This is a genomic window from Isoptericola sp. NPDC056573 (assembly GCF_042793335.1).
Taxonomy (GTDB): Bacteria; Actinomycetota; Actinomycetes; order Actinomycetales; family Cellulomonadaceae; genus Isoptericola.
Map to the genome: position 1 here is coordinate 473792 of NZ_JBHTUY010000003.1, position 11330 is coordinate 485121.

9 protein-coding genes are annotated in these 11330 nt (G+C 74.4%); 8 read left to right on the forward strand and 1 reads right to left on the reverse strand.

Going from position 1 to position 11330, the window contains the following annotated elements; all coding sequences use genetic code 11:
• The 5 genes from nusA to truB all read left to right on the forward strand — a co-directional run bounded on the left by nusA (window position 1) and on the right by truB (window position 6017).
• Window positions 1-1068 (forward strand): transcription termination factor NusA, encoded by a 1068-nt coding sequence (gene nusA, locus ACFQ8E_RS07350; protein ID WP_430549911.1) that lies wholly within the window; start codon window positions 1-3, stop codon window positions 1066-1068.
• Between the two features lie 15 nt (window positions 1069-1083).
• Window positions 1084-1428 carry a YlxR family protein gene (locus ACFQ8E_RS07355; protein ID WP_430549912.1) on the forward strand — a complete coding sequence of 115 codons (345 nt, stop codon included), beginning with the start codon at window positions 1084-1086 and terminating at the stop codon, window positions 1426-1428.
• A 186-nt stretch (window positions 1429-1614) separates the two neighbouring features.
• A complete protein-coding gene (gene infB, locus ACFQ8E_RS07360) occupies window positions 1615-4491 on the forward strand; it encodes a translation initiation factor IF-2 (RefSeq protein WP_430549913.1) in 2877 nt (958 codons plus the stop codon).
• 105 nt (window positions 4492-4596) lie between these two features.
• Window positions 4597-5058: a 30S ribosome-binding factor RbfA gene (gene rbfA / locus ACFQ8E_RS07365; protein ID WP_430549914.1), complete on the forward strand. Its 462-nt coding sequence runs from the start codon at window positions 4597-4599 to the stop codon at window positions 5056-5058.
• Window positions 5055-6017, forward strand: a complete 963-nt coding sequence (truB, locus tag ACFQ8E_RS07370) for a tRNA pseudouridine(55) synthase TruB (protein WP_430549915.1) — start codon at window positions 5055-5057, stop codon at window positions 6015-6017. The genes rbfA and truB overlap by 4 nt, the downstream gene beginning before the upstream one ends.
• A gap of 41 nt (window positions 6018-6058) precedes the next feature.
• Here truB and ACFQ8E_RS07375 read toward each other — a convergent pair whose 3' ends face one another.
• The gene (locus ACFQ8E_RS07375; RefSeq protein ID WP_430549916.1) at window positions 6059-7177 is read right to left on the reverse strand and encodes a hypothetical protein; all 1119 of its coding nucleotides are present in this window, start codon (window positions 7175-7177) and stop codon (window positions 6059-6061) included.
• A gap of 125 nt (window positions 7178-7302) precedes the next feature.
• Here ACFQ8E_RS07375 and ACFQ8E_RS07380 point away from each other — a divergent pair, with 125 nt between their 5' ends.
• From ACFQ8E_RS07380 to ACFQ8E_RS07390, 3 genes are all read left to right on the forward strand, one after another.
• Entirely contained in the window at window positions 7303-7896 is a 594-nt protein-coding gene (locus tag ACFQ8E_RS07380) for a TetR/AcrR family transcriptional regulator (RefSeq protein WP_430549917.1), read from the forward strand.
• A gap of 93 nt (window positions 7897-7989) precedes the next feature.
• Window positions 7990-8964: a bifunctional riboflavin kinase/FAD synthetase gene (locus ACFQ8E_RS07385; protein ID WP_430549918.1), complete on the forward strand. Its 975-nt coding sequence runs from the start codon at window positions 7990-7992 to the stop codon at window positions 8962-8964.
• Window positions 8965-9237: 273 nt separating this feature from the next.
• Entirely contained in the window at window positions 9238-11214 is a 1977-nt protein-coding gene (locus ACFQ8E_RS07390; RefSeq protein WP_430549919.1) for a heme peroxidase family protein, read from the forward strand.
• Window positions 11215-11330: the final 116 nt, after the last annotated feature.

The window sequence follows — 11330 nt, forward strand, 5'->3', positions numbered from 1 at the left end:
ATGGACATCGACATGAGCACGCTTCGGCTGCTGGAGCGGGAGCGGGACATCAGCCTCGACGTCCTCGTGGAAGCGATCGAGCAGGCGCTGCTGTCGGCCTACCACCGCACGCCCGACGCCTACCCGCGCGCCCGCGTCGAGGTGGACCGCAAGTCCGGCCACGTCGCCGTGTGGGCGCGCGAGGAGATCCGCACGCCGGACCCCGAGGACCCCGAGGCGCGGCCCACGATCGAGCTGGGGCCCGAGTTCGACCACACGCCCGCGGACTTCGGCCGCATCGCCACGGCGACGGCGCGGCAGGTCATCGTGCAGCGGCTGCGCGACGCCGAGGACGACCAGGTGCTCGGCATGTTCCGCGGCAAGGAGGGCGAGGTCCTCGCCGGCGTCATCCAGCAGGGCCGCGACCCGCGGGTCGTCCTCGTGGACGTGGGCGGCACCGAGGCCGTCCTGCCGCCGCACGAGCAGGTGCCCACCGAGGAGTACGTGCACGGCGAGCGGCTGCGCGCCTACGTGGTCGAGGTGTCGCGGGGGATGAAGGGCGCCCAGGTGGTGCTGAGCCGCACGCACCCGGGCCTGGTGCGCAAGCTCTTCGAGCTCGAGGTCCCGGAGATCGCGGACGGTGCCGTCGAGATCACGGCCATCGCCCGCGAGGCGGGTCACCGGTCCAAGGTCGCCGTCCGGTCCAAGGTGGCCGGGCTGAACGCCAAGGGCGCCTGCATCGGCCCGATGGGAGCGCGCGTGCGTGCCGTCATGGCGGAGCTGCACGGGGAGAAGATCGACATCGTCGACCACAGCGACGACCCCGCCCGCTTCGTGGCCAACGCGCTCTCGCCGGCACGTGTGACCTCTGTCACCGTGGTCGACGCCGACGCCAAGGCCGCGCGGGCGGTCGTGCCGGACTACCAACTGTCGCTCGCGATCGGCAAGGAGGGGCAGAACGCCCGTCTCGCCGCGAAGCTGACGGGCTGGCGCATCGACATCCGGTCGGACGAGGCGGCGCCCGCCGGCGGCGGTGTGGAGGGCGACGACGCAGGTGGCCCCGCGGCGAGCCGCGGGGCCGAGGGCTGAGGCCGGTCACGGCACGTGGGTCGTCGCGCTAGACTGTCGGGGACCGGGCCACGCGCCCAGCCCTCGACCTCCCCACGTACCCCTCCGGAAACCTCCGGCCCGGTACGGACGTGCGTCGGGTGCAGGGAGCGTGACCAGCGGTCCGCTCTTCTGCGGCTGGTGCTCGAGCCGTCGGGACGCGAGGGAGTCCTCGTGGTCGACGTGCGAGGGTGCCTGCCGGGGCGTGGCGCCTGGATCCATCCGACGCCCGCCTGCCTGGCGCTCGCCGAGCGTCGTCGGGCCGTGCCGCGCGCCCTGCGCGTCACGGGGCCCCTCGACCTCTCCGGCGTCCGGGAACACCTGGAGCGGCGAGACCGTTGAGTCCCTCCGGTCCGCACCGCCACCCGGCGGCCGGACCATCGCGACCGAGCATGCTCGGCCGCACCCACTGAAGTCGACAAGGAAGCGGGTCAGAAGCCGATGGGCACCCGATGAGTTCCGTGCGATGAGTACTCGGTACTAACGACGGTCCTCCCTGTCTCGCAGGAGGGCCGAGACAGGAGAGTTGTGGCGAAGATCCGCGTTCACGAGCTGGCCAAGCAGCTCGGGGTGGAGAGCAAGACCCTGCTCGCCGACCTGAAGTCGGCGGGCGAGTTCGTCCGTTCGGCGTCCTCGACGCTCGAGGCACCGGTCGAGCGAGCCATGCGCGACAAGTACAAGGGCGCGGCCCCCGCGTCCTCGGGCGCCCCGGCGAGCAAGCCCGCCGAGCCGAAGGCTGCGGCGCCCCGCGCCGAGCAGAAGCCCGCTCCGGCGAAGCCTGCCCCCAAGCCCGCCGCGCAGAAGCCGACGCCCGCGCCCGAGGCCGAGGCGCCCGCCGCCCCGGCGGCGGCCGCGACGCCCGCCGCGGCAGCGCCGGAGTCCCCGGCCAGGCCCGCCAACCGTCCCGGCGCGCCGACCCCCGGTCCGCGTCCTGCGGCGCCGAAGCCGGCACCGGCCGCGCGCGAGCAGCGCGACGGCGGGCGTGACGGTGGTCGCGACGGCGGCAAGGGCGGCCGCTCCCCGCGTCCGGGCAACAACCCGTTCGCGTCGAGCCAGGGCATGCCGCGCCAGGGGCAGCGCCCCGGCGGCGCCGGCGGCCCGCGCCCGGGCAACAACCCGTTCGCGTCCAGCCAGGGCATGCCGCGCCCCGGTCAGCGCCCGGACCGCGGCGAGGCCGCGCCCGAGCGTTCCGGCGAGCGTCCGGGCGGTCCCCGTCCGGGTGGCCCCCGTCCCGGTGGCCCGCGTCCCGCGGCGCCCCGTCCCGGCGGGCCGCGCCCCAACCCCGGCATGATGCCGGGCAAGACCTCGATGCCGCGCCCCGGCGAGCGTCCGGCGCCCTCGGGCGGCGGTCGTGGCGGCCGCGGTGGCGGTCCCGGTGGCGGCCCCGGCGGTGGCGGTGGCTTCCGTCCCGGCGGTGGCGGCGGCTTCGGCGGCCGTCCCGGCGGCCGTGGTGGCGCCGGTCGCGGCTCCACGCAGGGTGCGTTCGGCCGCGCAGGCGGCCGTCCGGTCCGCGGGCGGAAGTCGAAGCGCGCGAAGCGCCAGGAGTTCGAGCAGATGCAGGCGCCGTCGCTCGGCGGCGTGCAGGTGCCCCGCGGCAACGGTTCGACCGTCGTCCGCCTGCGCCACGGCTCGTCGCTGAACGACTTCGCGGACAAGATCGACGCGAACCCCGCCAGCCTGGTCACGGTGCTGTTCCACCTCGGTGAGATGGCGACCGCGACGCAGTCGCTGGACGAGGACACGTTCGGCACGCTCGCGAACGAGCTCGGGTACGTCATCGAGATGGTCTCGGCCGAGGAGGAGGACCGGGAGCTGCTCGGGGCCTTCGACATCGACCTCGACGCCGAGCTCGAGGGCGAGTCCGACGAGGACCTCGCGGCGCGTCCTCCGGTCGTCACCGTCATGGGCCACGTCGACCACGGCAAGACGCGTCTTCTCGACGCGATCCGCCAGACCGACGTCGTCTCCGGCGAGGCCGGCGGCATCACCCAGCACATCGGTGCCTACCAGGTGCGCCGGGAGCACGAGGGCGTCGAGCGTCCGATCACGTTCATCGACACCCCGGGTCACGAGGCGTTCACCGCCATGCGTGCCCGTGGTGCCCAGGTGACCGACATCGCGATCCTCGTGGTCGCCGCCGACGACGGCGTCATGCCGCAGACGGTGGAGGCGCTCAACCACGCCCAGGCGGCCAACGTGCCGATCGTGGTCGCGGTGAACAAGGTGGACAAGGAGGGGGCCAACCCCGACAAGATCCGCCAGCAGCTCACCGAGTACAACCTGGTGGCCGAGGAGTACGGCGGCGACACGATGTTCGTCGACGTGTCCGCGAAGCAGAACCAGGGCATCGACCAGCTCCTCGAGGCCGTGCTGCTCACGGCGGACGCCTCGCTGGACCTCCGGGCGAACCCGGACAAGGACGCGCGAGGCGTGGCCATCGAGGCCAACCTCGACAAGGGCCGCGGCGCCGTCGCGACCGTCCTGGTCCAGTCGGGCACGCTGCACGTCGGCGACGCGATCGTCGCGGGCACGGCCCACGGCCGCGTGCGCGCCATGTTCGACGAGCACGGCACGGCGCTGACCGAGGCGGGCCCGGCCCGACCGGTCCTGGTGCTCGGCCTGGCGTCCGTGCCGAGCGCCGGCGACACCTTCCTGGTGGCGCCGGACGAGCGCACCGCCCGGCAGATCGCCGAGAAGCGCGAGGCAGCCGAGCGCGCCGCCCTCCTGGCCAAGCGCCGCAAGCGCATCAGCCTCGAGGACTTCACCAAGGCGCTCGAGCAGGGCAAGGTCGAGACCCTCAACCTGGTCCTCAAGGGCGACGTCTCCGGTGCCGTCGAGGCCCTGGAGGACGCGCTGCTCAAGATCGACGTGGGCGACGAGGTCGAGCTGCGGGTCATCCACCGCGGTGTCGGTGCGATCACGCAGAACGACGTCAACCTGGCCACGGTCGACAACGCGATCATCATCGGCTTCAACGTGAAGTTCGGTGAGCGTGTCGAGGACCTCGCGGACCGCGAGGGCGTCGAGGTCAAGTTCTACTCGGTCATCTACCAGGCGATCGACGACGTCGAGGCAGCCCTCAAGGGGATGCTCAAGCCGGAGTACGAGGAGGCCCAGCTGGGCACCGCGGAGATCCGCCAGGTCTTCCGCTCCTCGAAGTTCGGCAACATCGCGGGTTCGATCGTCCGGTCGGGCACCATCCGCCGCAACACCAAGGCGCGCGTCCTGCGCAACGGCAAGATCGTCGGGGACGACCTCACGATCGAGTCGCTGCGCCGCGAGAAGGACGACGTCACCGAGGTCCGCGAGGGCTTCGAGTGCGGTATCGGACTCGGGTCGTTCAACGACGTCACCGAGGGTGACATCATCGAGACCTTCGAGATGCGCGAGAAGCCGCGCGCCTGACGGTCGCGCCGCACGGTACAGCCCGACGGCGTCCCGCACCGGCCCCGCTCCGACAGGAGCAGGGCCGGGCGGGGCGCCGTCGGCGTCGAGAGAGGGAGACACACTATGCCCGGCCCCCAGGGCAACAACCGGCCCGAGAACCCGCGCGCCCGCAAGCTGGCGGACCGCATCAAGGAGATCGTCGCGCAGCTGCTCGACACGCGGATCAAGGACCCGCGTCTCGGCTTCGTCACGGTGACCGACGTCCGCGTGACCGGCGACCTGCAGAACGCCTCGATCTTCTACACCGTGCTCGGCACGGACGAGGAGCGGGCGGGCACGGCCGCGGCGCTGGAGAGCGCCAAGGGCATGATCCGCTCGGAGGTCGGCAAGCAGACCGGCGTGCGGCTCACCCCGACCATCGAGTTCTTCCTGGACTCGATGCCGGAGAACGCCGCGCACCTGGACGCCGCGCTCCTGGAGGCCCAGCGCCGGGACGCCGAGCTCGCCGCGCTGCGCGAGGGCAAGGGGTTCGCCGGCGACGAGGACCCGTACCGCAAGGCGCGCGAGGACGACGAGGACGAGTGAGCGGCCCCGGGGAGCGTCCGCCCCGCCGCCCGACCGCGCCCGACGGGTTCCTGGTGGTCGACAAGCCCGCCGGCTGGACCAGCCACGACGTCGTCGGCCGGTGCCGGCGGCTGGCGGGCACCCGCAAGGTCGGCCACGCGGGCACGCTCGACCCGATGGCGACGGGCGTGCTCGTCGTCGGGGTCGGCCGGGCCACGAAGCTGCTCACGTACGTGGTCGGGGCGGACAAGGCGTACGACGCGACGATCCGCCTGGGCGCCACCACCAGCACCGACGACGCGGAGGGTGAGATCGTCGAGGCGCGCGGCGTCGGCGAGGGCGTCGACGACGCCGCCCTGGCGCGCGAGGTGGCCGTCCTGACGGGGGAGATCCGGCAGGTGCCCACCACGGTGAGCGCGATCAAGGTCGACGGCAAGCGTGCCTACGCGCGCGCCCGGGCGGGGGAGGACGTGGTCCTGGAGGCCCGGCCGGTCACCGTGAGCCGCTTCGACGTGCACGCCACGCGGCCCGCGACGACGGGCGACGGCGTGGCCGCGCTCGACGTCGACGTGACCGTCGTCGTGTCCTCGGGGACGTACGTCCGGGCGCTGGCCCGCGACCTGGGCGCCGCGCTCGGGACGGGCGGCCACCTCACGGCGCTGCGCCGTACGCGGGTGGGTGGCTACGACCTCGGCACGGCCCGCACGCTCGAGGAGCTCGAGGCCCAGGCCGACGCCGACGGCGTGCTCGCGACGGTGCCGCTCGCGGACGCCGCCCGGGCGACGTTCCCCGTGCGCGAGCTCACGCCGGACGAGGCGCGCGCCCTCGGCTACGGCCAGTGGGTGCCCGCGAGCGGCGAGCGGGGCACGGTCGCCGCGATCGGGCCGGACGGCGCGCTGGTCGCGCTGCTGGAGGACACCCGGCGGCGGGGCGAGGTGCTGGCGAAGCCCGTGCTCGTCCTTGCCCCGGCCGGCGGCTGACCCGGGCCGCTCGAGGCGGCCCGGGCGCAGCGCGGTGCGCGTCAGCCCTGCGGGGCCGGCTCGGCGTGCCGGGCGGCACGCTCCAGCGCCTCGTCGCGCGCGGCCTCGGCGTCGGGCTCGACGCCGCCCGCGGTGCGCAGGTGCCCCACGAGCGACATCACGACGCCCGCGCCCGCCCAGAGCCCGAGGGCGAGCCAGGCGCGCCCCGCGTCGGCGGCCGGGAAGTAGGACAGGTCGCGCAGCAGGGTGGCGCCCGCGCCCGGCGGGAACCACTGGCCGATCGCGCCCCAGTGCCACGGGAGGAACTCGGGCGGCACGGTGGCGCCGGAGATCGGGTTGGCGACCAGCATCATCGTGACGGCTCCGAGAGCGATGCCGGCCCGCCCGAGCAGTGCCACGAACCCGGTGATGGGCGCGGCGACGGCCGCCAGGGCGAGGGCGGCGGCACCGGCGTTCGTCCACCAGTCGCCCTGCAGCGCCCCGAACCAGGACTGCAGCACCGCCACCAGGACGACGCCGCCCGCGGCCGCATAGACCGACACGGCGAGCACCCGGCGCACGGCGCCCACCACGAGCAGCGAGATCGCGATCCCGCCGATCATCCCGCCGAGCAGCAGAGGGAACATGGCCGCCGTCAGCCCGGCGCCCCGCGGGTCGTCGGCGGACAGGGGCACGACGTCGGTCACGGCGACGGTGGGAGCGGCGGACGCGTCCGCCCCCGAGGCGACCGCCTGCTGGGCGAGCCCGTCCTGCAGCTGGCCCGCCGCCGCGGTGAGGAGCTGGCTCGTCACCGTGCTCGCGGCCGAGGCCGTGAGCACCTCGGGCGTCTCGCCCAGCACGATCGCGCCGTAGACGTCGCGGGACTCGACCGCGGCGACGGCGGCGTCGCGGTCGGCGACCGGCACGAGGTCGAGCGCTCCGGGCTGTGCCTCGTCGAGGGTGGCACCGAGGCCCGCGACGGCCTGCTCCGGGCCGGCGACGGCCACCGGGAGGTCCTTGGGCTCGGCGGTGACGGCGGGCCAGGAGAAGGCGAGCACGAGCACGCCGACGACGGCGGCGACGCCGAGCGCCACGGCTACGACCCGGCCCCACGGGGTGCGGGGGACCGGGCGCGGCGGGGAGGTGGGCGGTGCGGCGGGGGCGACGGTCGTCGACGACATGGTGGTCTCCGGTGCTGAGGACTGGGTCGAGAAATCAAAAAACGAATGTTCGTTCTTTATGGCAAGCCTGCGCGGGTGTCCCTAGACTTGTCAACCGTCCGCCAGTGCCCTCGGGAAGGGGTCCGATGCCACGAGTGACCGAGGCGCACCGCGAGGCGCGGCGCGCGCAGATCCGGGCCGCGGCCCTGCGGGCGTTCACCGCCAAGGGCTACCAGCGAGCCTCCATCTCCGACGTCGTCGCCGAGTCGGGGCTGTCGGCGGGCGCGATCTACGGCCACTACGACGGCAAGCAGGCGCTCTTCGCCGCGGTCGCCGAGGAGGTGCTCTCCCGGCGCAGCACGGAGATCGACGCCGCCGGCGACGACGGGGTCCCGCCCTCGCCGATCGAGGTGCTCACGATCCTCACGGGCGGCATGGCCCGGGACCTCGAGGACGGGAAGGTGCTCGTCCAGCTCTGGTCGGAGTCCACCGTGGACCCGGTGATCCACGATGTCGTCCAGCACGTCGTCGTCGACCTGCGGAACGTCCTGACCGCTGCGCTGCAGGCGTGGTTCGGGGCGCGGCCCGACCTGGCGCCCGACGGGCCCGACGCCGCGGCGCGGTTGCTGCTCCCCGTGATGATGGGGCTGGGCCAGGGGTTTCTCATGCAGCGCGCGCTGCTCGACGACTTCGACCCGGAGCGCTATCTCACGGCCGCCGCGGCGGTGCTCCCGGGGTGAGGCGGTCCGCGGCCCCGGCGTCGGTCTATCCTTGACGGTCGGCACCCGGCGCGGGTGCCGACGGCCGGCCATCGACGAGACGGAGCGCGACGCGTGCAGGTGTTCACGGACCTGGACCAGGTCCCCGACGGGTTCGGTCCGTCGGTCGTCACGATCGGCAACTTCGACGGCGTCCACCGCGGTCACCAGGCCGTGCTGGGGCGCCTCGTGGGCCTGGCCCGCGCCGACGAACGGCTCGCGGTGGCGCTCACCTTCGACCCGCACCCGGCCCAGGTGCACCGCCCGGAGACGGCGCCGGAGCTCCTGACGGGGCTGCGCGACCGGCTCGACCTCATGGGCCGTGCGGGCCTCGACGCCGTGCTGGTCGTGCCGTACACGCTCGACCTCGCCGCGCTGACGCCGGAGGAGTTCGTCACCCGCTACCTCACGGGCGGCCTGGGCGCACGCACCGTCGTCGTCGGGCACGACGTGCGGTTCGGCAAGGGCAACGCCGGCACGCTCGCCACGATGGTGGAGCTCGGCGGCACGCACGGCTTCGAGGTCGTGGCCGTGGACGACGTGGGCGAGTGCGCGCCGGGCAGCGCCGGGGCCCGCGAGCGCTGGTCGTCGTCGGCGGCGCGCGCGCTGCTCGCCGAGGGCGACGTGGCGCAGGCGGCCGAGGTGCTCGGCCGCCCCCACCGGGTGCGCGGCACCGTGGTGCACGGGGACGCGCGCGGGCGGGAGCTCGGCTTCCCGACGGCGAACCTCGGCCACGTCGAGGGCATGGTCCCCGCCGACGGTGTGTACGCCGGTCGGCTGCTGCGGCCGGCGCTCGCCCAGGAGGACCCCGGGAACCCCGACGCGGACCTGCCCGCCGCCATCTCCGTGGGCACCAACCCGACCTTCGACGGCGTGGAGCGCCGCGTCGAGGCCTACGTGCTCGACCGTGACGACCTGGACCTCTACGGGGAGACGGTCGTGCTGGAGCTGGTCGAGCGGCTGCGCCCGACCTTGCGCTTCGACGGCATCGATCCGCTCATCGAGCAGATGCACGCGGACGTCGCGCGGGCGCGCGACATCCTGCGCTGACCCGCGCGAGCGGGTGAAAGTCCCCGCGGCCGGTCACGGCCGCGGGGGAGGTCCCTCCTTCCTGGCGTGACGGACCGGGCGTGCCCGGTCCGTGGGCCGCGGTGACACCGCGGGCCCGTCGCGGCGCGCCACCGCCCTCCCTGATCCACGGCGGTGGCCGCGTCGCAGCGCGCAGTCCCGGGCCGCCTCCCGTGCTGATCGCCGGTGGCGGCCCGGGACCCGCCCCGCGCCGGGCGGCGCCCGGCGCCCGCTTCTCCCGAGAGGGGCAGAGCCATGGCGGCTCAGCAGACCATCGAGCAGGAAGCGCCCGAGCCCGGGCACGACCTCCACTCGGACCCGGTCGGCCGGACGGTGCGCAGCGTGCGCCACGGCGGCCAGGTGCGCCCGCGCCCGCGACCCCGACCGCGACCGGATCCCGACCCGGGGTCGTCGCCGGCCCCGTTGCTCCACGAGACGGAGCTCGCCGTCCTGCGCGACATCGTGGAGGACCGCTTCGAGGCGACGACGTCGTTCGACTACCTCTTCCGCGGCCTGCGCGGGCACTTCCCCGCCGCGCACCTGCCGGTCACCGACGGCGGCGACCCGCCCGAAGGGCCGGTCGCGGGACCCACCGTGGACGCGGTCGTCGCGGCCCTGAAGAAGCTCGGCGCCGGGATGATCGAGCCGGCGGGCCCGCCGAACCCGGCGCTGGACTCGACGATCCCCGCGATCTACACCTACTGGGGCCAGTTCATCGACCACGACATCACGCTCAACACCAACGGCCCGGACGGTCCGCCGGAGGCGGGGGAGCGGCCCCGGCCGGGCGACCTCGTGCTGGGCGACATCGTCTCCGACCCGTTCACGGCGTTCCCGCCGGAGGTCGTGGTCCGCAGCCTGCACAACGGTCGGCACCCGTTCCTCAACCTCGACAGCCTGTACGGCAGCGGGCCGCGGTTCCCGGGTGAGGCCGGACGGCGGACCACCCGCAGCGAGGCCGCGTACGCCACGACCGACCAGACAAAGCTCGCGCTCGGCCGGGTGGCGACGACCCCGATCCCGGGGTTCGAGCTCGTCCCGCCGGGCGACGACCCGCAGCGCGACCTGCCGCGGTTCTCGTCGGAGGAGATCGCAGGACTCGACGTCCCGGAGGACGAGCGGCCGGCCCCCGGTTCGGCGAAGATCCCCGACGGGCGCAACGACGAGAACCTCGTCGTGGCCCAGCTGCACCTGGGGTTGATCCGGTTCCACAACGCGGTCGTGGACTGGGTCCGCCGCACCGAGCCGTGGCTCACGGTGGACGAGCGGGCGGTCTTCGACCGCGCCCAGCAGCTCACCCAGCACCACTACCAGTGGCTGGTGGTCCACGACTACCTGCGCACGCTCACCAAGCCGGGGGTGCTGGACGAGGTGCTCGTCGAGCCGTCGCTGCTCTTCCGGCCCCGTCGCAAGGTCGCCATGCCGCTGGAGTTCGCCGTGGCCGCGTTCCGGTTCGGGCACTCGATGGTGCGCAACGGCTACGACTTCAACCTCAACTTCGGCAAGGTCGTCCCACCGGCGGCGCCGCCGCGGGCCGCGTTCGCGAGCCTGGTGCAGCTGTTCGAGTTCACCGGGGGCGGCGGGCTGGTCCCCACCGGGGCGCCGCCCGGCGAGGTGCTCCCGTCCAACTGGCCGATCGACTGGGCCCGCTTCGTCGACAAGGGCGACCCGGACCGCCGGCGTTCCGCGGCGAAGATCGACCCGTTCCTGGCGGCCGGCCTGGCCACCATGCTCAAGGAGGGCACCGACCCCGGCCTGGCCCCGGAGATCAGCGCCCTGCTCAAGCAGCTCGCGCAGCGCAACCTGCTGCGGGGGTACTGGCTGTCCCTGCCCACCGGGGAGGCGGTGGCCGAGGCGCTGCACGTGCCGGCCCTGTCCGCCGAGCAGCTCACCCGCGGAGCCGCGCAGGGCGTCAAGGACGCCCTGGCGGAGCTCGACGGCACGCCCCTGTGGTACTACGTGCTCAAGGAGGCCGAGATCCAGGGGAACGGCAACTTCCTCGGCGACGTCGGCAGCCGGATCCTGTGCGAGACGTTCGTCTACCTGCTCAAGGCCGACGACACGTCGTACCTCGCCACGGGCTGGACCCCGGCGCAGGGGGTGCGGATCGACGGCGGGAAGATGATCACGACGATCGGCGACCTGCTCCGCTTCGCCGGCGTCCTGACCCTCGACGACGGCACGACGTTCCGCCAGGTCGACGGGCGTCCGGCGGGTCACGACGGCGACTGAACCGTCCCCTGCTGTGTCGTGGCACACGTCGCGGCCCGCCCCCGCGACAGGCCGGCCGGGGGCGGGTAGCTCTGTGGGGGGGGGAGCAAAGGCCCCGGTACAGCTAGCCCCCGGGA

What these genes read in the sequence shown, in the direction of transcription:
- rbfA (WP_430549914.1), top strand. Translation starts at nt 4,597, where the DNA reads ATGCCCGGCCCCCAGGGCAACAACCGGCCCGAGAACCCGCGCGCCCGC.
- nusA (WP_430549911.1), top strand. Translation starts at nt 1, where the DNA reads ATGGACATCGACATGAGCACGCTTCGGCTGCTGGAGCGGGAGCGGGAC.
- ACFQ8E_RS07380 (WP_430549917.1), top strand. Translation starts at nt 7,303, where the DNA reads ATGCCACGAGTGACCGAGGCGCACCGCGAGGCGCGGCGCGCGCAGATC.
- ACFQ8E_RS07390 (WP_430549919.1), top strand. Translation starts at nt 9,238, where the DNA reads ATGGCGGCTCAGCAGACCATCGAGCAGGAAGCGCCCGAGCCCGGGCAC.
- ACFQ8E_RS07375 (WP_430549916.1), bottom strand. Translation starts at nt 7,177, where the DNA reads ATGTCGTCGACGACCGTCGCCCCCGCCGCACCGCCCACCTCCCCGCCG.